The 21801-nt window shown below is 48.0% G+C and carries 13 protein-coding genes; 12 read left to right on the forward strand and 1 reads right to left on the reverse strand.

All coding sequences use genetic code 11. The annotated features are described in order from the left end of the window. Positions 1-41 precede the first annotated feature (41 nt). The 9 genes from B5X68_RS18620 (at position 42) to B5X68_RS18660 (ending at position 14954) form a co-directional block, all read left to right on the forward strand. Entirely contained in the window at positions 42-3185 is a 3144-nt protein-coding gene (locus B5X68_RS18620; RefSeq protein WP_082216279.1) for a SusC/RagA family TonB-linked outer membrane protein, read from the forward strand. 11 nt (positions 3186-3196) lie between these two features. Then, positions 3197-4882 carry a RagB/SusD family nutrient uptake outer membrane protein gene (locus tag B5X68_RS18625; protein WP_082216543.1) on the forward strand — a complete coding sequence of 562 codons (1686 nt, stop codon included), beginning with the start codon at positions 3197-3199 and terminating at the stop codon, positions 4880-4882. Positions 4883-4995: 113 nt separating this feature from the next. Next, complete coding sequence (locus tag B5X68_RS18630; protein ID WP_082216280.1) at positions 4996-6555, forward strand: glycoside hydrolase; 1560 nt, start codon at positions 4996-4998, stop codon at positions 6553-6555. An 81-nt stretch (positions 6556-6636) separates the two neighbouring features. Continuing rightward, positions 6637-7764, forward strand: coding sequence for a YncE family protein (locus B5X68_RS18635; RefSeq protein ID WP_082216281.1), 1128 nt, complete (start codon positions 6637-6639; stop codon positions 7762-7764). 56 nt (positions 7765-7820) lie between these two features. Next, complete coding sequence (locus B5X68_RS18640) at positions 7821-8201, forward strand: hypothetical protein (protein WP_082216282.1); 381 nt, start codon at positions 7821-7823, stop codon at positions 8199-8201. Between the two features lie 95 nt (positions 8202-8296). Further along, complete coding sequence (locus B5X68_RS18645) at positions 8297-12658, forward strand: CusA/CzcA family heavy metal efflux RND transporter (protein ID WP_082216283.1); 4362 nt, start codon at positions 8297-8299, stop codon at positions 12656-12658. A 9-nt stretch (positions 12659-12667) separates the two neighbouring features. After that, positions 12668-13819 carry an efflux RND transporter periplasmic adaptor subunit gene (locus B5X68_RS18650; protein WP_082216284.1) on the forward strand — a complete coding sequence of 384 codons (1152 nt, stop codon included), beginning with the start codon at positions 12668-12670 and terminating at the stop codon, positions 13817-13819. 102 nt (positions 13820-13921) lie between these two features. Then, a complete protein-coding gene (locus B5X68_RS18655; RefSeq protein ID WP_082216285.1) occupies positions 13922-14587 on the forward strand; it encodes a dihydrodipicolinate reductase C-terminal domain-containing protein in 666 nt (221 codons plus the stop codon). 13 nt (positions 14588-14600) lie between these two features. Further along, a complete protein-coding gene (locus B5X68_RS18660; protein WP_082216286.1) occupies positions 14601-14954 on the forward strand; it encodes a hypothetical protein in 354 nt (117 codons plus the stop codon). A 10-nt stretch (positions 14955-14964) separates the two neighbouring features. On the opposite strand, the gene B5X68_RS18665 is transcribed toward B5X68_RS18660, so the two are convergent. Then, positions 14965-16290, reverse strand: a complete 1326-nt coding sequence (locus B5X68_RS18665; protein ID WP_229208481.1) for a glucuronyl esterase domain-containing protein — start codon at positions 16288-16290, stop codon at positions 14965-14967. Positions 16291-16401: 111 nt separating this feature from the next. On the opposite strand from B5X68_RS18665, the gene B5X68_RS18670 reads away from it, so the two are divergent. The 3 genes from B5X68_RS18670 to B5X68_RS18680 all read left to right on the forward strand — a co-directional run bounded on the left by B5X68_RS18670 (position 16402) and on the right by B5X68_RS18680 (position 21790). Further along, the gene (locus tag B5X68_RS18670) at positions 16402-16974 is read left to right on the forward strand and encodes an RNA polymerase sigma-70 factor (RefSeq protein ID WP_082216287.1); all 573 of its coding nucleotides are present in this window, start codon (positions 16402-16404) and stop codon (positions 16972-16974) included. A 106-nt stretch (positions 16975-17080) separates the two neighbouring features. After that, positions 17081-18067 (forward strand): FecR family protein, encoded by a 987-nt coding sequence (locus tag B5X68_RS18675; protein ID WP_082216288.1) that lies wholly within the window; start codon positions 17081-17083, stop codon positions 18065-18067. Between the two features lie 240 nt (positions 18068-18307). Then, entirely contained in the window at positions 18308-21790 is a 3483-nt protein-coding gene (locus tag B5X68_RS18680; RefSeq protein WP_229208482.1) for a TonB-dependent receptor, read from the forward strand. Positions 21791-21801 lie beyond the last annotated feature (11 nt).

The raw sequence follows: 21801 nt of genomic DNA on the forward strand, positions 1-21801 counted from the left end.
GTACTGACAACCAATTACCTTAATTATTTAACCATTGATTTATGAAGAAATCTTTTCGAAGAAGGTGGGCTTTGCCTGGGGCATTTAGTGAAATCCAGGCCAGGATGCGGCGGAATATCCTGCTTACTTTTTTCCTGGCAATGATGTCGTTTTATGCGACAGCGCAAACCGCATTTGTGGTAAAAGGAACGGTGACTTCTGACACCGGAGAGTCGCTTCCGGGTGCAAGCGTAATCTTGAAAGGGACATCCACAGGAACCACAACCGACGCTGACGGTAAATATTCGCTCAGCATTTCGGACCCGAACGGCACACTTGTATTTACTTACATTGGCTATATCAATCAGGAAATTGCTGTAACAAATCGCGGCGAAATCGACGTTAAATTGCTGACCAATGACAAGACATTACAGGAGATCGTGGTAGTTGGTTATGGAACGCAGAAAAAGGCAACATTAACCGGTTCTGTTTCGGAAGTGAAAGGCGCTGACATTGTGAAGAGCCCTCAGCCAAACCTTTCCAACTCACTAGCAGGCCGTTTTTCGGGTTTTGTTGCCAATAACAGGGGCGGGGAGCCGGGTTATGACGGTTCAAGCTACACGATCCGCGGTTTTGCATCCACGGGAAATAATGATGTACTGATCGTCGTGGACGGGATTCCGGGCCAGGTTGGCGGTTTGGAACGTCTGGATCCAAACGATATTGAAAGCATTTCGATCCTGAAAGATGCTTCGGCAGCTGTTTACGGAAGCAGGGCTGCGAATGGCGTCATCCTGGTCACGACCAAAAGAGGAACTACCGGAAAACCGGTCATTTCTTACAGTTTCAATCAGGGTTTTTCGTCACCAACACGGCTTCCCGGCCTGGCGGATGCGGCGACCTATGCGAACATTCTGAACGAAATCGATTACTATAACAACCCAGCCGGCGGCATGAACCAGTTTTATACAGCCGAGGAAGTTGAGAAATTCAGGAACGGTTCCGACCCGTTGAATTACCCGAATACGAACTGGCAGAAAGAAACGCTGAAAAGCTTTGCACTGCAAAATCAGCATAATCTGGGCATTAACGGAGGCACTGAAAATGTGAAATACTATGTTTCGCTGGGGACGATTTACCAGGATGGTTTATACAAAAACGGCGCTACGAAATACAAGCAATACAATTTCAGGTCTAATATAGACGCCAATGTAACGCAGGATTTCAAAGTAAGCCTTTCATTATCAGGTCGTCAGGAAAACAGGCAGTTTCCTATCTCTTCCGCCGGAAACACTTTCCGCTCTATTTACCGCGCCTACCCGACGGTTATTGCACGCTACCCGAACGGATATTACTCCACAGGCGTAGAAAACAGCAATCCGGTTGTGCTTGGAACCGATATGGGCGGAACAGTCAACAACCCGACTTCTGTATTCAACGGGATCGTTCGCGCGAGCTACAACTTGCCATTTGTAGAAGGATTGTCGGCTGACGGGTTTTTCTCGGTGGATAAATCTTTCAATTTTTCTAAAAGTTTCAGCACGCCTTACACCCTGTACAACTACAACGGCGATTCGGGAGCTTATAACTCCGTCGTGACGGGCGGTTCTGCTGGTTTGGCGTCGCTTACCCAGTCGCAGCTCAACATTACCAATGTTACCCAGAACATCAGGGTAAGCTTTTTGAGACAACTGGGCAAGCATAATGTGAATGCATTTGTCGCTTATGAGCAAAACAAGCGGAATGAGGTTAAGTTTGATGCATCCCGCATTAATTATCCGACTGTTTCCACACCCGAGCTTTCTCAGGGCGGAGCGGCGGCTACGGACAAAAACAACTCAGGAAGCAGCTATAACTTTACCAGAAAAAGTGTCATCGGCCGCATAGCGTACAATTTCAGCGAGAAATATCTGGCCGAAGTGCAGGCGCGTATCGACGGCTCGTCCGTGTTTCCGAAAGGCAAGCAATATGGTTTTTTCCCTTCGATATCAGCAGGTTACCGTATTTCGGAAGAAGATTGGTTTAAAAATAGTGTCAATTTTATCAATGACCTGAAAATTCGCGCTTCTTACGGTTCACTTGGTAATGATAATGTGGGTCAATTTCAATATTATAACAATTACTCGTTCGTAAACCAGTACGTGCTTGGCTCCAATGTGATCACGCCCGGAATTGACCTGACCAAATTAGCTAACCCGAACATTACATGGGAAGTGGCGAAGAAAATGGACATTGGTCTGAATGCTGTTTTCCTGAAAAAATTCAGTCTGGAAGTCATTTATTTCCAGCAAAAAAGATCGGACATCCTTGCGGCGAGAAACGCTTCCATTCCAAACACTTCGGGAATAGTTAACCCATTCAAGACCAACGATAACACGCCTTTGGTGCCAGACCAGAACATTGGAAAGGTAAATAGTGCGGGTTTTGAGGCCACATTGGGCTATAACCATTCCGGAACATTCCGCTACAACATTTCAGGAAATATGACCTATGCCAAAAGTAAGGTTGTGTTTATGGACGAAGCGCCGGGAACATTGGATTACCAACGTCAGACAGGCGGTCCGCTTTACACCAATTTGCTTTACAACTCAATCGGCATTTTCCGCACCCAGGCAGATCTGGACGCCTATCCGCACCTGAAAGGCGCACAGTTGGGTGACCTGATCCTGGAAGATTACAACGGCGATGGTGAGATCACAGCCGACGATCAGACCAGGACGCCTTACGGAAATGTGCCTTTGCTGACTTATGGTTTGGTTTTGAATGGGGGTTATAAGGCTTTTGACGCATCGGTTGTTTTTTCAGGACAAGGCATGGTAAGCCAATATGTGCTTCCAGAATCGGGGCAGGTTGGAAACTTTTACAGCAGCTGGGCCGACAACCGTTGGAGCCCGAGCAACCCGGAAGGTTCTTATCCGCGGGTTGATACGCGTGCCTCGTCTTCGATCAATGGCGGGCTTTATGCCAACACTTTCTGGCTGGATAATGCATCATTTGTGCGTTTGAAAAACATTGAAGTGGGATATACATTGCCAAAAGACGCATTGTCCAGGATTAAAATCGCATCCCTCAGAATTTACGCCAGTGCTTTTAACCTCTTCACGATCACAGGTGTAAAAGACTATGATCCTGAAGGAAACAGCACCAGCGGACAATTTTATCCGCAGCAGAGGATCTTGAACCTGGGTTTGAACATTAAGTTTTAATGAATACGAAAATGATAAAGCAAATAAAAAATATACTGATCACAGCCGTTTGCGGGGCTTGCGGGCTCGTGGTTGTGGCTTGCCAGGATAATTTCCTGGATGTGGTTCCCACCGACCGTGTTTCCGACGCCTCCATCTTGTCCGACTCCGTTCTATTCGAGGCTTATGTGATCAACCGTTACATGGGCACGCGCCTTACCGACAAAGAAGCGGAAGGCACATTGCCCGGGTTTGGACGCGGTTTTGAATATGCCATGTGGTCGTCTCTGACGGACGAATCCATTTATAACAATGATGACAACACCTGGGTGATCCAGCGGGGACAGCTTGCACCTGAAAACACAGGCATCGCAGGGACGCTCTGGGGCAGAAGTTACAGAAGCATCCGCGAGATCAACTACGCGCTGGCCAACGTGGACAAGGTTCCGATGAGTCAGGGTAAAAAGGATAGATTGAAAGGAGAACTGCAATTCCTGCGTGCCTTCCGCTATCACGACCTGATCCGTAATTATGGAAAAGTGGTTTTGCTGGGTGATAAAGTGTATGAGCTGGGCGATGATCTTACAAGCCAGGATCTTTTCAACCGCTCCGAAATAAAGTCTGGAATTGAATACGTGGTAGCACAACTGGACGAGGCGAGTGCGCTGCTGCCCAGAGACAATGATAACGGTTCCTGGAAACTGGGACGCGCGACAAAGGGTGCTGCTATGGCTCTGAAAGCGAGATTGTTGCTTTACGGTGCGAGCCCGTTGTACAATGCTGCTACCTGGGCACAAGCCGCTGCGGCTTCCAAAGCAGTGATGGATTTGAATAAATATAGCTTATATACAGGCGGTTATGGTAAAATATTTACAGTGACCGATCATTCTGAGATCATTTTCGGCCGTCTTTATGCACAAGGAGCTCGCCACGTGTGTCTCGAAATCGCCAACGGCCCTAACAGCTACAACGCATGGGGCGGTAATGTGCCGGTGCAAAACCTGGTGAATGATTATGAAATGATGGACGGGACCAAGATCACAGAAACCGGGACCAGCTATAATCCGCAGGATCCGTACAAAGGCCGCGACCCCCGTTTTTACGAAACAATTCTTTACAACGGCGCAACTTACCGCGGAAGCACAATCCAGACTTTCACGCCGGGCGGCAAGGACAGCAAAGACGGTCCGTCCAACTGGAACACCTCCAAGACAGGTTATTATCTCAAGAAATTCATGAATGATGCCCTGCCTATTGATAATCCATGGGATATCGCAGGAACACAAACCTGGATCTATTTCCGCTATGCCGAAATCTTATTGAACTATGCCGAGGCTCAAAACGAAGCAGTAGGACCAGACGCCTCCGTTTACGCAGCGATCAACGCGGTAAGGCAACGTCCGGGCGTAATGATGCCGGTCTTGAAAGCAGGGTTAACACAAGCCCAAATGCGCACAAAAATCCGAAACGAACGCCGCATCGAGCTAGCCTTCGAAGAGCACCGCTTCTACGACGTCCGCAGATGGAAAATCGCCAACGAAACCGAAAATGCACCCGCCAACGGCATCGAGATCGGTAAAAGCGGGACTGCATTTACTTACAAGGTAAAAGAAGCGTTAACCGGAAAAGCATTCACAGAAAAGCAATACTGGCTGCCAATTCCCAGGGCCGAGATCCAGGCTTCGAATAATAAGCTGGAACAGAATCCGGGATATTGACGTGTAGCGCTAGCCGCTACGTCGTGGAAGCCCTTCGAGCGCCATTGGCATTTTGCTAGCGGCGACGTCCAAGGGCTTCCCCAAAGCCATTTAAAACCCAAACAAAAACAACCTTGAACCCAGCAAAACAACTCCTACCAACCCTTCTCCTGGCATTAACCCTCACATCCTGCTCGTCAGCAACGCCGGGCACGGCCAATGGACCTGGCGGCAAAGCGGAACCTGTCAGCATCACCGTTAACCCTGCTAAAACCTTCCAAACCATCGACCATTTCGGAGCTTCGGATGCCTGGTCGTGCCAGTTTGTTGGGAATTGGCCGGATGCCAAGAGAAATGGGATTGCGGATCTGTTGTTTAGCAGCGATACGCTGGATAATGGTAGGCCGAAAGGCATTGGCTTGTCCCTGTGGCGGTTCAATATTGGCGCGGGAACGGCTGAGCAGGGTGACGCGAGCGGAATTAAGGATGAATGGCGGCGTGCAGAATCATTTTTGAATGATGATGGCACTTACAACTGGAACAAGCAAGCCGGGCAGATCTGGTTTCTGAAAGCTGCAAAAGAGCGCGGCGTCAATGAGTTCCTGGCTTTTCCAAACAGCCCTCCGGTGCAGTTTACGGTGAATAGAAAGGGTTATGCCAATGCAGGAAAGCCAAATTTAACGGCTGAGAATTTCGATAAATACGGTGATTTCATGGCCAGTGTTGTCAGCGGTGTCCGTGAAAAGACAGGCATTACTTTCAATCACATTAGCCCGGTTAATGAGCCGCAGTGGGACTGGAGCGATGGCGGCCAGGAAGGCACACCGTTTTATAACAACGAAATCGCAGGCATCGCAAAGTCGCTGAGCGCATCATTGATCAAAGCCAAGTTGCCAACGAAAATAGACATAGCCGAAGCCGGGCAGATCGACTATCTCTACTCAGAATTTAACAAACAGGGCAGAGGCAACCAGATTAAAGCTTTTTTTGACAAAACCTCACCAGAATACATTGGTAACCTGCCCAATCTGACCCAGGCCATTTCCGGGCACAGCTATTTCACCACTTCACCTTACGGCAAGGCTGCGCAGAAAAGACAAGAGATTGCCAAAGCCTTGCAAACAACGCCTGGCCTTAAATACTGGATGTCGGAATACTGCATTTTGGGTGATAACGAGGGTGAGATCAAAGGTTCAGGCCGCGATCTGGGGATCGATGCGGGAATTTACATTGCCAAAGTGATCCATAATGATCTGGTTAATGCCAATGCTTCGGCGTGGCACTGGTGGATTGCGATATCGCCTTATAACTACAAAGACGGCCTGATTTATATTGATAAAAATAAAACCGACGGCAATTACCAATCATCAAAAATGCTTTGGGCAATGGGCAATTACAGCCGCTTCATACGCCCGGGAGCCATAAGGACCGAAGTATCGGCATCGCCAGCCAGCGACGGTTTATTGATTTCATCCTATAAAAACATAGATAACCAACTTGTAACGGTCATCATTAACGATCAGCAAAAAGCGGCTGATGTGGCGCTGAATTTGCCAGGTGCAAGGCTTTCTAACATGAAAATCTACAAGACTTCGGCCAACGCAGATCTTGAATCAATGTCAAATCCAACCGGACAGACAATCCCGGTCGAAGCAAAAAGCATTGTAACCGTTGTTGGAAAGATCATTCCTTAAAAAAAGGGTAGCATTCCAATAGTTCTGGTTTTTAGTATAAAATGGATGGTTAACTTCCTTTTATCAAAAATTTCCGGGACTATGAAAATACATGCCTTCTGTTTTGCGGTTCTTTTGCAATGTATATCTATTGCAGTTACGCCAACCAGCGCGACGGCCCAAAAGCCATCGACAACGTCGGACGAAAAGCATTATTTGTATGTAGCAACACCCGGAATCCGCGATTACCTGGGTTATGGAGGTCACGGTCTGCTCGTTTTTGACATGAATGACAATCATCGTTTTGTAAAGCGGATCGCAACCAAAGGTTTGCATCCCAACGGCAAACCTTCCAATGTGAAAGGCATTGCCGTAAGCGTTCCGCTCAACAGCATTTACGTGAGCACGCTGGAATCGTTACAGCGCATTGATCTTACGAGTGAAAAGATAGTTTGGGAAAAATCATTTGACGGTGGCTGCGACCGCATGTCCATTTCCCCGGACGGTATGACCATGTATCTTCCGTCGCTGGAAAAGGGTTTCTGGAATGTTGTCGATTGCAAAACGGGTGATCTTATCAAGAAAATTGATGTACACAAAAGAGCTCACAACACCATTTATGGTCCCTCCGGAAATTCCGTTTATATGGGCGATATAGGCAGCCATTGGCTGCATGTTGCGGATCCCAAAACGCACACGCTGGTTAAAAAGGTAGGTGAATTTGAAAGTAATGTGCGACCATTTACAATCAATGCGAAAGAAACGCTCGCCTATGTGACTGTCGACAGCTTGCTCGGCTTCGAGGTTGGCGATTTGAAAAGCGGAGCCAAAATCGCGCATATCGTTGTAGAAGGCTGGGAAAAAGGTCCGGTAAGGCGACATGGAAACCCTAGCCACGGCATCGGGCTCACGCCGGACGAAAAAGAATTGTGGCTTTGCGACGGCCATAATATGCGCCTGCACCTCTTCAACGCAACCGCTCCTTACCAGCAGCTCTCAACCATTCCTGTGCAGGATATGCCCGGTTGGGTTACATTCAGTATCGATGGAAAATATGCTTATCCGTCAAGCGGAGAGGTTATTGATGTTAAAACGCGTAAGATTTTGCTGACTTTAAGAGACGAATTTAATAACAGTGTAGCAAGTGAGAAAATGCTGGAAGTGCAGCTGAAAGGCAACAAAGTATTGCGCGCCGGCGATCAGTTTGGCATAGGACGTGCGGGGCATTGAGTGAGGAAAATACTTTTTTCCTTGTGATTACAGCCAATGGGGCCTATTTTTAAGCCGTGAAAAGGTTTATCCGAAATATGCTCCTGACGATTGTCATTCTTGATACAACTTCATTGTATCAGGTTATGAAAGCGCCGTCGCTGATTAAGCATTTCTTGGAACACAAATCTCTGGATCAGAATGTGAGTTTCGTCGATTTCCTTTCCATGCATTATTGGGGTGAAGATCTGGACGATAATGATGACGAAAAAGACATGCAGCTGCCTTTCAAAAAAATCGAAATGCACCACGTCAACTTCTTCTTCGTAGCCCATCAGGAAAGATTCACATTCGTACATAACTCCCAACCTATCATCAAGGCCGATTACGGCCCCGACAAGCCTCAGGTCGCGTATAGCACGACGCTCGGCTCTCTATTCCGCCCGCCTCGAGTTTAAATATATATCAATGTGCAGGAGCAGATCCTGAACACCATTTGTGCTCCGTCAGGGCGCTTATGGCCTCATTTGCTATATATTTATTTTGATTCAATATGCTGAATAGAATTATCCGGTTCTCTGTGAAGAACAAACTGGTAATTGGGATATTCATGCTGCTGTGGGTGATCTACGGCGCGTATGAAGTGACCCGATTGCCCATAGATGCCGTCCCCGATATTACCAATAATCAGGTCCAGGTAATCACCACCGCGCCGTCATTAGGCGCCGAAGATGTGGAGCGCCTGATCACTTTTCCTATCGAACAGGCTATTAGCAACATTCCCGGCCTGAAAGAAAGTCGCAGCATGTCCCGGTTCGGGCTTTCGCTCATCAGCATTGTTTTTGATGATGAATCCGATGTGTACTGGACCCGCCAGCAGGTTACTGAAAGACTGTCACAGGTTGAAATAACCGAAGATGCCAACACCCCGCAGCTTGCGCCGGCCACGACCGGGCTGGGGGAAATCTACCAATACGTGCTCAAACCAAAAGATGGGTTTGAGAAAAAATATTCGCTCGCGGACTTGCGCACGACGCAGGACTGGATAGTGCGCAGGCAGCTGCTGGGCACGCCGGGCGTTGCAGACGTTTCCACTTTTGGAGGCGACCTCAAACAATATGAAGTGGCCGTGATCCCGGCAAACCTAAAAGCACTCAACCTCTCGATCAGCGATGTCTTCACTGCATTGAGCCGAAATAACCAAAATACAGGCGGTGCGTATATAGAGAAGGGTCCCACTGTGATGTATATACGGAGCGTCGGACTGGCGGGGTCAATGGACGACATTCGCAAGATTGTTGTGAAAAATACAGGCAACGGAACGCCGGTGCTGATCAGTCATGTGGCGGAAGTGCGGCTGGGTTCGGCCATCCGTTACGGTGCGCTCACGATGGCGGGCAAGGGCGAGCTTTCAGGCGGAATTGTAATGATGCTGAAAGGCGGGAATTCTTCCGAAGTAATCAAAAACGTGAAGCTGCGCGTGGCCGAAATCCAGAAAACATTGCCCGAAGGAATGGAGATCGAGCCTTTTCTGGATCGTACCAAAATGGTTAACAATGCCATCGGGACGGTTGAACACAATCTTTTGGAAGGTGCATTAATCGTGGTTTTGATACTGGTCCTCTTTCTGGGTAACCTGCGCGCCGGACTGATTGTGGCGTCGGTGATCCCGTTATCCATGCTTTTTGCCATTACCATGATGAACCTTTTCGGCGTGAGCGGCAACCTGATGAGCCTGGGCGCGCTGGACTTTGGGCTGATTGTGGATGGGGCAGTGATCATTGTGGAGGCTATTTTGCATCACATGCATTTTTCCAAAAAATACCTCAGCATTGAACGGGTTTCCCAGGCCGAAATGGATGAAGAAGTGACCGGTTCAGCCTCACGGATGATGAATGCAGCAGTTTTTGGCCAGATCATTATCCTTATTGTTTATCTGCCTATCCTTTCGCTTTCAGGAATTGAAGGCAAGATGTTTAAGCCAATGGCACAGACCGTTGCATTCGCGGTGATGGGTGCATTCATTTTATCATTGACCTACATTCCCATGATCAGTGCATTGCTGATCAGTAAGAAAATCGTTCATAAGCCCAACTTCTCGGACCGCATTATGACGCATTTGGAAAATGGATACGCCCGGCTGCTATCCGGCGCATTAAGGATCAGGAAAACGCTCGTGATTTCAGCCTTTGCATTGTTTGGCTTCGCCGTGTTTCTATTTATGCAGATGGGCGGGGAATTCATCCCGCAGCTAGAAGAAGGCGATTTTGCAACGGAAACCCGGTTGCTCGTCGGGACTAATCTCAGCACAACCATTGACGCATTCAAGGTCATTTCTGAAAAACTGAAAGCCGATTATCCCGAAGTCGAGAAAATAGTGTCCCGCATCGGAAGCGCAGAAATCCCGACCGATCCGATGCCCATTGAAGGTGGCGATATGATCATCGTTTTAAAGGATAAGTCGGAATGGAAGAGTGCGAAAACGTTTCCTGACCTGGCCAGCAAAATGGCCGCCACGGCGCAGGAAGTGATGCCGGGCGTCACAACCGGCTTTCAATATCCGGTGCAAATGCGTTTCAACGAACTGATGACCGGCGCGAAACAGGATGTGGTTTGCAAAATATTTGGTGAAGACCTCGACAAGCTCGCAGCCTATGCCGAGCAATTGGGGAGCATTTCCAAAACCGTAGACGGCACGGCGGATTGGTACATCGAAAAAGTGACAGGCATGCCGCAGGTTGTGATCGAATTCAATCGCGATGAGATCGCAAAATACGGCATGAACATTGATGATGTGAACCGCACCATTAATGCCGCTTTCGCAGGAGCCGCCGCAGGCCAGATCTACGAAGGCGAAAAGAAATTCGACCTCGTCGTGCGCGTTGGTAACGAAGGCCGGAGAAACATTAACGATGTTCAAAATCTGCTGATCACCACGCCGGGTGGCATTCAGATCCCGCTTTATCAGGTCGCCAGTATCCAGGAAGTGGAAGGCCCGAATCAGATCCAGCGCGAAAATACGCGGAGGCGGATTATTGTTGGTTTTAATGTCAGAGGCAGGGATGTGCAGTCGATCGTGGAGGAACTGCAAGGGAAAGTAGATGCCAAAATGAAGTTCGAAGCTGGTTACAGCATTACTTATGGCGGTGCATTTGAGAATTTGCAACAAGCAAAAGCCAGGCTTGTAATCGCCGTTCCTATCGCGCTGCTCTTGATATTTATCATGCTCTATTTTGCTTTCTCCTCTGTGAAAGACGGCTTGTTGATTTACACAGCCATTCCGCTCTCTGCGATTGGAGGCGTTTTCGGGCTTGCCTTGCGCGGAATGCCATTCAGTATTTCGGCTGGTGTTGGCTTCATAGCATTGTTTGGCGTCGCGGTGCTGAATGGCATTGTGCTGCTTTCCGAGTTCAACAGGATCAGAAAAGAAGGTGTGATCGACGATGCGTGGCAAGTGGTGATGACGGGCACGCGAAACCGGCTCCGGCCTGTACTCATGACAGCAGCGGTTGCTTCGCTCGGATTTTTGCCTATGGCATTGAGCAATGGTGCAGGAGCGGAAGTGCAGCGTCCATTGGCAACGGTGGTGATCGGCGGACTCATCAGCGCAACATTGTTAACGCTTTTTGTACTGCCGGGTTTGTATTTATTGTTTGATAAAAGGCCTAAAATCAAAGGACTTAAACCAGCCTTAACATTGCTGCTTATTTTCTTTGGCCATGCCGGGTTCTCCCAAACCACAAAAACGCCTGTTGACCTGGACACCGCCATGAAGATCGCCTTGGAAAAAAATTTACAGGTGAAAAGCGACCGGCTGGGCGAGCAGGCAAGTGAACGCCTGCAATCCAGTTCGTATGACATCGCCAAGACCAATATCAGCGCGGATTACGGAAAAGTGAACAGCATTAACAACGATAACCGCGTCGGGATCAGTCAAACATTCAACTTTCCAAGCGTTTATGCCAATCAGCGGAAATTTTTGGAAGCGAACTTCCTGGCTTCGAAAGCAAATACGAAGCTTACCGAACAGGAAATCCGGGCCAATGTGCGTCAATTGTTTTACGAATACATTTCGCTCACCGAACGGAAGCGGCTGCTCATGTACGCGGACAGCGTTTACCGGTTATTCGAAACAAAATCCAATCTCCGGTTTGAAAAAGGAGCTGCCAATGTTTTGGAAAAGACAGCCGCCGAATCGCGCCGCCAGCAGATTACCAACCAGTTGAACCTGATTAATAATGACCTGGAAATCGCTGTAAGGCAGTTCAATTTCTTTGTGCAGGATTCGAAAACCTACGTGCCGAAAACGGACATTACCAAAATCAATGATCCGCTGATCACATCCGACTCAGCGGCAATCCGCGAACTGCCGCTCATGGAATTGGCTCGTCATCAGCAGGATGCGGCGCAATATCGCTGGCAAACTGAGAAATCGAAACTGTTGCCGGATTTCACGGTCGGATACAACAATCAAACGCTGATCGGTCCGCAGGTTGTTCGTGGGCAGGAGCTCACTTATGGAGCCGGCAAAAGGTTTGGCTATTTCAGCGCGGGCATCGGCATTCCATTGTTTTTCAAAGCACAAAATGCACGCGTGGAAGCTGCGAAGCTGGATTGGGAAAGGAACCGGAAGCAGTCCGATCTGATCGGCTTAAAACTTCAAAATGACCTGGATAATGCGGGTCAGCAAATCACAAAATACCGGCAGAGCCTGCAATATTATGAAGGCCAGGGACTGAAAAACGCCGACGTCATCATTACCACCGCCGACCAGCAATTTCAGGAAGGCGACATTGATTTTTTGCAATGGGCCATCGTCGCCGACCAGGCGATCACGATTAAAAATGAGTATATCAATGCGTTGAACAGCTACAATCTGGCCGTCATCGAATGGTTGAAACTGAACAATTTATAAGAAATTCAAATGAAAAATCACATCGTTATCTGTTTGAGCCTGCTGCTGATACTTTCCTGCACAGATGAAAAATCACAGGAATCGGACCAGCCTGCAAGCGCCGCCCAGGATTCCATTCAGACGGAACAAATCGTGTCCATCAGCGACGCACAGCAAAAAAGCGTTGGCATAGAGGTGGGCATGCCCGCATTTGAAAATATCAGCGGCGTGCTGTCGCTGCAAGGGAAAATCGACGTGCCGCCCCAAAGCACCATAAGTCTTAGTTTTCCTTTGGGTGGTTATTTGAAATCCACTAAAATGCTCCCCGGCATGCACGTGCGCAAGGGCGAAGTGCTGGCCGAATTGGAGGATATGCAGTTTATCCAGCTTCAACAGGATTATCTCACAGCCAAGGAAAAGTTACTCCTGGCCGAATCCGAATTCAACCGCCAGCGTGACCTGAATGCCAGCAAAGCCAGCAGCGACCGGGTTTTTCAACAGGCCCGGGCCGAAATGGAAACCCAGCGCATTCTCGCCAGTGCATTAGGACAAAAACTGGAAGTAATCGGCATTGATCCCGCCAAACTCAAAGCGGATAAGATATCCAAAAGTGTGTCCATAGTTTCGCCTATAAATGGTTTTGTATCCAAAGTCAATGTCAATGTGGGCAAATACACCGCGCCTACGGACATGCTTTTCGAACTCGTGAATCCCAGTGACATTCATCTGGTTCTGAATGTGTTTGAAAAAGATCTCGGCGCATTATCGGTAGGCCAGCGCGTGACCGCTTTTACAAACGGTGATCCAACTAAAAAATTCCAGGCCGAAATTATCCTGATCACAAAAAGCCTCGACCAGGACCGGATGGCGGAAGTGCATTGTCATTTTGAAAAATACAATGCTGCGCTGGTTCCGGGCATGTTTATGAATGGTGAGGTTTCGGTCAGCAACAAGAGAGCGCTCACTGTTCCCGAGGACGCACTAGTGCGTTGGGAAAACAAATTTTACGTTTTCACCGACAACGGAAGCGGCAATTTCGAAATGATACACGTTAAGCCTGGCGTCGTCAACCACGGCAAGCAGCAGATAGAGGCGAACGGCATCGACGACAGCACCAAACTGGTGGTGAAAAATGCTTATGCACTCCTTATGAAGATTAAAAACACGGAAAAGGACGGGTAAGGAGTTTGCTTTCCTGCCCATTTCTTCTGAATATTCGTTGACGGGATAATGCGTTGCACTGTTCCGTCAATGGTAAAGTTTTAAGCAAAATAGTCGCAGATAATGAGAGTGTTTGTAGTGGGTTCGGGTAAGTTGGCAAATGCAATGCTTTCAGCCAAAGCAACATTTCAAAGCTGCGAGCTCATTCCCTGGGAAAGCGCATTTCAGCATTTGACGGAACGGGGCATGATCCTGCATTGCGGTTCGGGGCGACAGATTGCTGAATGTATAACGTTCTGCCAGCGAACCGGTTCCGCCTTTATAGAGCTTTCAACCGGACTGGAGACCGAGCATTTTACGCCAGATTTTCCACTCATTATTTGTCCGAACACTTCCATGTTGATGCTCAAAACCATGGTCATGCTGGGGCAGTTTGGGAAACATTTTAAAGATTACCAAATTTCAATCACCGAGTCGCACCAATCGGCCAAGCAGACCGAGCCGGGGACTGCATATAACCTTGCTCATTCGCTTGGGTATCCTGTTGAGCAGATTATTTCTGTCAGAGATAAGGAAACGCAGTCAGTTGAAATGGGCATTCCTGACGATTTTCTGGAAAAGCACGCCTATCATAAAATCGTCATTCGGGATGGAAATGATGCACTCACCATTGAAACAAAAGTGCTCGGACATGCGTCCTATGCCGATGGCGTAAGGCAAATTATTGATTTGGTTTCAAATCAAACTCTCGAAAACAGGCGGTATAATGTCCTGGAATTAATGCAATAGCCGACAATAGCAAATGAATACGAACGCTTCCTTTTTTGATAAAAAGCTGATTGTTAACTCCATTATTGTGCTCTTTGCCAGTGCACTCGTCGTTTACGTGATCAAAGGGGCCGAAAGCATTCATTTGCCTTACATTGCTGCCGTGCTTTCTGCGATTGTTCTGGGTTTTATAGAGCCACGTAAGGGTTGGTTTCTGGCATTATTACAATGTATCCTGATTTTAACAGGCTACTTTTTATTCACCGATTTGCCCGAAAACACCGCAGGGCAGGAACTTGAAAATTTCAGCCTGTACGGTTCGCTGATCCTCACGTTCGTCGCCAGTTTTTTAGGAGGTTTTATAAAGAGAGCATTGAATACCAAATGATTGACCCGGTTTATAGGTATTTTTTCATGTACGTAATGATGTGCGTCCAGTCGCCTGGCAGCACGCTATGGCCACCGTCGTGCATGAAATACCCAAGTTCGTTCAGAAGCAACGAAGTGTCACCGGCAGCTGGCATAACCGTCGTTTCGGGGCCTTTTTCTTTGAATAGCTTATACACCGGAGCCGCCGCCACGGCAGACAAGAACTCTCCTTTCGGATCCGACCAGTAGTCCGTGCTGCCCGTTTGTAAAAGCAAAGGTCTGGGTGCTATTAATGACACAAGCATGTGTCCGTCAACGGGTAAGCTGCTTACATTAGCGGCATAATCGTGATATTTAGGTGCAAATTGATATAAATAACGGCTCGGGTCGGAAATGTGCTGGATCGTTTCGCCATAATGCCGCCTGCTCAGCGCCGCACCGCCTTCGCCGGAAATGCTGGCGATAATGACTTTATAGCGTGGATCGTGCGCACCTGCCCAAAGCACCGTTTTTCCTAAGCGCGAAGCGCCTTGTAATGCAACACGCTTGCTGTCAATGGATCTGTCGGTTTCAAAATAATCCATGGCACGGCTCAATCCCCAGCCCCAGGCTGCAATAGCGCCCCACTCGACGGGAGCGGTTTCTGTTTGTCCCGGTTTTAAATAAAGACTGCGGATCCCATGCTTGATGCCGTCTTTAAAATCCGGCTCGATATCACCATAATACACTGTAGCGAACCCGAAACCTGCATCGATGAATTGCTCTATATTCATTTTTCCAAATGCCGTAGGCTTATCCGCTTTTACACGCTGGCCTTCCTTATTCCAAACATTGCCGACCATTAGTCCCGGATCATCAATGAGTTGATTATAAGCAATAAACGAAATGTTCATCAGCAAGGGAACGGGTTTGCCAGCGGCGGCAGGAACGTAAATGACCAGGTTCATTTTATGGTCTGCCGTATCCTTGGTAAAATAAACCGTAACCTGTTTGCGTGTCGCTTTGCCATTGAATGCAGGCGTTCCTTTATCAAAAACATTGAAATGCATATCCGCCGGGCGACCCGGCATTTTGCCAAACTGCGATTCTTCAAACAGCCTTACAATTTCTGGTCGGCGTTTTTTCATCCACACTTCCGCACTGGTCACTTTTTGTCCGTCATTGGTTTTCAACGGGTCGGGGAGGGTGTAGGTGCCCACCGAATCCTCGGAGTAATTGACAGGAAAACCAGCCACCATTGTTGGGCGGTTAGCTGCTTGCTGTTGCGCGGTTGCCAAGTAACTAACGGACAGTAAGCAGCAAGTCATCCACTTTCCGGCAAAAGCGCGGATCGGCGATCTTTTAAATTTTTGCATAGAACTAAATTTTACCATTTTTAACATTATATAAGTAGCAACGGGTGCTTTTGCGGTAATGTAGCTTGGATATTTTTACATTCAATAATCCTGAAAAAAGCGGTGACACACGTGTACAGCACTTATTCCGAAGAAACATTGATGAAGCTGATTTGTCAGTGTGACGAAGAACTGGCGTTTCGCGAGTTATACAGGCGTCACGCGCGGCTGCTTGTTCATATTGCTATAAGGAAGACGGGCCTCAAATCTATCGCCGAAGATCTGGTTCAGGAGACTTTTGTGAAATTCTGGCTCGGCAGGAACAAGTTTGACATTCAAAAAAACATCCAGGCTTACCTGAATGGGATGCTGAAAAACAACATCATAAATTATTTCCATCAAGAGCAGAAAAAAAGGACGACCACATTCCTGGATGAAGAAGAAGTGCTTGATAATGACACCAGTGAATATCTGGAATTCAATAATCTTCATGAATTTTACGAGCAGTCCCTGCTCAAACTTCCGCAGAAATGCCGAGAAGTTTTTATCCTGAGCCGTAAAGGCTATTCCCTCAAAGAGATTGCGGCTTCAATGGAAATTTCTGAGAAGACCGTGGAAGCGCACATCAGCAAAGCATTGAAAATCCTCCGTGTAGAGATGAAGGATTATATTGCCTTTGCAGTGCTCTGTCTCCCATTAATTTGACTTATCCTATTTTTTAAAAAAAAATTTACATTCTGACTAAGGGTTGCGCAGGCATTTCATAGACTGTACTATTGAAACCTATTAATAAGTGTAAAACTTACACCTAATGAAGCACCCTAAACCTTCATCCGAAATTTTAAGAAAATACCTGACCGGCGCATGCAGCGAGGCGGAAAGTCAGGAAGTGAACGATTGGTATCAAAGCCTCGACGCGGAACACCCCGAGCTCTGGACCGGCGCAGAAGAGGAAAACCTGTACAACCGTATCCAGGTACGCATCGCGGAACAGGAAAAATCGCATTTGCAGCCAGCACCGGTGGCAACTTTCTGGACATATGCGCTACGCATTGCTGCGGTGTTATGTATAGGCCTGGGCATTAGCTATTACTTTTATTCTGATCCGGCTAAACCTGTTTCAGTTACAAAAGCGCATGTTTCTAATTGGGTGAGTTTTGAAAATCAGGAAAAAAAAGTAAACCGCTATACACTGCCCGACAGCACGACGGTTTGGCTGAGTCCGGGCGCAACATTGTCCTATGCCAGGGATTTTGAGAAGCGGCAGGTGCGTTTTTCGGGTGAAGGTTTTTTTGATGTGAAGCCTGACAAGCTGCATCCGTTCGAGATTCTTTCCGGCGATATGAAGACCAGGGTGTTGGGAACCAGTTTTAATGTACGCGCTAATGCCGGCGAAGCAACTTGCCAGGTGACGGTGGTAACGGGTGTCGTCGAGGTGGAATCGGTGAAGGAAAAAAGGCCTGTGGTCCTGCGGCCGAAACAACAAGTGGTTTTTGCCAAAAACAGCAATGCTTTGACGGTGCAAACATTATCGGAAAATCGCGGGACGAAGGAAATCTGGCAAAGCGTTTCCCTGGTTTTCGACGAAGTGCCCATGGATGAGGTGGCCGAACGTCTAGGAAAGATATTTAAGGTCAGCATTGATTTCAAAGATCCGCAGATTAAGAAGTGCCGGCTGAAAGTGGACTTCAACAATCAGCGGCTCCCCGAAATCCTGGACATGATCGATGCATTATTGGGAACAACTTATCAGATTGAAGGAGATAAAATCACGTTTGGCGGCGAAGGTTGCCATTAGAACAATATTGCCGACTTGCTTGATGAACTACATTATTTTAACCATAACCGGAATATCCGATGATCACCTGAAAGCCATCCCTACCAACAGCTTTTAGTCAGAAAACAGATCAGGAGTGGTGCAACACCCCTGATCCGAACTGATTAAGAAGTATCCCAGAACATGCGGTTCATTAACTCGCCCGGAGGCAGTTAAGCAGGATAGTTATTGCTAACATTTTAACCAATTCAATGTAAACTTATGAAAAAACCTTTTCATCCACGGCATGGATTGCTACCCAAAATCATGCGACTGACGATCTACCAATTATTATGTATAGGCCTTTGCTCGGCAATGGCCTTCGCGCATAATTCACCGGCCCAGGAACTCCTCAATAAAGGGGTGACGCTGGAATTGAAAAATGTGACATTGAACGAAGCATTAATAAAAATCGAGAACGAGACGAAGGTGAAATTCGCCTATTCCAGCAATTTGGTGAGCTTACAGCATATCGTGAGCATTGATGCCCGCAAAGAAAAGCTCGATGCGGTGCTCGACCGCTTGCTGACGCCCCTGGCCATTGCTTACCGCGTCAAAAACAACCAGATCCTTTTATCCAGGTCAACCAAAAAAACGACATCGCTGCAAAATCCGGAAGAGCCGGATGTGGCGCCGGTGATGGTGGACATTACGGTAAAAGGAACTGTAAAAACGCCCGAAACCAATGAGCCGCTGCCCGGCGTGAGCATTATTTTGAAAGGGACCCAAAGAGGAACAACGACCGACGCCGCCGGTAATTTTCAGCTGGATGTTCCGGATGGTAATGCAGTGCTGATCTTTTCTTTCGTGGGCTATTTGTCTCAGGAAGTGACAGTTGGGAATGCGACGAACCTTAAAATCGAGCTGATTTTGGATACGAAAGCACTGGATGAAGTGGTGGTTGTGGGTTATGGAACACAAAAGAAATCCACGTTAACAGGCTCCATTGCGTCAGTGAAGGGGAGTGAGATTGCGGAAAATCCTGTCCCTAACATTTCCAATTCCATTGCCGGAAGAGTTGCGGGTGTAAGCATGCGGCCCAATGGCGGACAGCCCGGCAACGACTCGCCGCAGATCTACATTCGCGGGATTGGAACAACAGGCAACAATCGCCCGCTGGTGGTTGTGGACGGGATTATCCGCGACAATGTAAACCAGATTGATCCGGGTTCTATTGAAACAGTTACCGTTTTGAAAGATGCGGCGGCAGTTGCTCCCTACGGTCTTGGCGGTGCGAATGGCGTATTGCTCATTACCACCAAAAAAGGTGCGACAGGCGCTCCAACATTAACATTAAGCAGTTATTACGGAACGCAGACGCCCACTTACTATCCCAAGCTGTTGAGCGCACAGGATTATATGCGGCTCAAAAACGAAGCGTACCTGAACGAAAATCCATCCGGAACGCAGCTGCCATTTGCGACAGACCTGGTTGAAAACTATATCAATCTCAACCGCGAAGACCCGGATAAATATCCGATCAGCAACACCAAGGAGCTCGTGAATATGAATGCACCTATGCAGAATTACGCATTGCAGCTCAGCGGCGGATCGGACCGGATCAAGTATCAGACCGGCCTGGGCTTTCTGAAACAGAACGGAATGTTCGATCCTGTGAAATACGCACGTTACAGCTATAACATCAACATTACGGCTGAGGCGACAAAAACTACAACCGTATCCCTTTCGCTGATCGGCGCGGTGGAGCGCATCTCTTCTGTGGACACAGCAGTTTCGGCGGCTAACCTTTTTAGGAATGGTTTCAAATACATCCCAACGCGCAGTCTTTATTACAGCAATGGTTTGTGGGGAGAATTTGCAGGAAACTCCCCGGTGGGCATCTTGAATGCGGGTTATACCAAAAACAATAACTCCACTTTGCTGACCACGATCGCCATTGAGCAAAAGCTGCCGTTTATCAAAGGCCTTAGCGTAAAAGGAACATTCAGCTACGATCCAATGACGCGGACCAAGAAAGGATATCACAAGCCTTTCTACTATTACACGCAGGACCTGAACACGACGCCTTACACTTATAAGAGGGAGATCTCCACTTCCGAAGGTGGTGCGGCAGCATTCTCCTGGTTGGCGCAGCAGTTTATCAAAACACAAACGTTTACATACCAGGGTTACCTCAATTATCACAACACATTCGGCAAGCACGACTTCACCGGATTGCTGGTTGCGGAAGCCAGGAACAACACTTACGAGCTGTTTTCGGCGCGACGCAACAACTTCGCGGTGGACGTGGATGAGCTGAATATGGGAAGTTCAAACAAGAACGATTTCGACAACGGCGGAACTTCGTCAACCGGAAGCCAGATCGGTTATGTATATCGCGTTGGCTATGCTTATGCCGGCAAATATCTGCTGGAAGCGTCCGGCCGTTACGACGGACATTACTATTTCGCGCCGGGAAAAAGATGGGGTTACTTCCCTGCATTCTCAGCGGGCTGGGTGGTTTCGGAAGAAGGTTTTCTCAAAAATTCAGTGAGCTGGGTGGATAACCTGAAAGTGCGCGGATCATGGGGAAAATCAGGTAACCTGGCAGGAACGGCTTTTCAGTATCTGACGGGTTACAACCTGAATGGCAATGCTTACGCATTTGGAACGGGATCCATGGTGCAGGGCGCGATTGTCCCTAATGAGGCCAACCAGAACATTACCTGGGAAATTTCCACGAAAACAGACATTGGAATCGAAGCTGCATTCTGGCGCGGATTGCTGACGTTGGAAGCGGATTACTTCCACGAAAAGCGCACGGGAATGTTGTTGCCTCCCGCGGTAAGTGTGCCGGTGGAATACGGCCTGGCGCTCGCGGATGAAAATGGCGGAATAATGGAAAATAATGGTTTTGAGATAAGTGCGGGCACAAATCATCGTCTTTCCAATGGCTTGCGCCTGGGCCTTAATGCCAATGTGAGCTTTGCCAAAAACAAAATGATCAAAGTTTACGAAACGGCTGCCACGCGCAATAATCCCAATCGCAGCCGCACCGGCCGCCCGCTCGGAACACAATTTGGCTACAAAACAATGGGCATATTCAGCACCGAAGACGACACCAATGATGATGGATTGATCAATGCTGCCGATGGTTATAACATTACGCAATTCGGCGCGTTGCGTCCTGGTGACATTCGCTATGCTGATATCAGCGGACCAAACGGCACGCCAGATGGCAAGATCGATTCCAATGATGAAACGGTGATCGGTAACCCGGTTTACCCATTCCTTACTTATGGATTGAATGCCACCGCAAGCTGGAAAGGTTTTGATGCGAACCTGTTTTTTCAGGGATCTTCACTGGCGCACCTGGATATCCGCCAGTTCCAGACCATTCCGTTCAATAACAACAATAGCAATTCCAGCTACGAATATTACGACAACCGCTGGACGCCGGAAACGCAGGATGCGCGTTATCCGCGGGCAACCCAGGCGCCTTACGCAAATAACACGCAGCTGTCCGATTTCTGGATGCAGAACACGAACCATATCCGCTTGAAAACAGCCATTATCGGCTACACGCTGCCTGCTAGTCTGACCAAATCGATAAAGATCCAGAATGTGCGGGTTTATGCATCGGGGCAGAACTTGTTTACAGCCAGCAAGATGAAGTTTATGGACCCGGAAGTTGGCGCAACGGACCGTGAGACGGCTTATCCGAATCAAAAAGTGTATGTGTTCGGATTAAATGTGACATTCTGATTTCAAAAAAT

The sequence above is a fragment of the Dyadobacter psychrophilus genome, from assembly GCF_900167945.1.
Lineage (GTDB): Bacteria > Bacteroidota > Bacteroidia > Cytophagales > Spirosomataceae > Dyadobacter > Dyadobacter psychrophilus.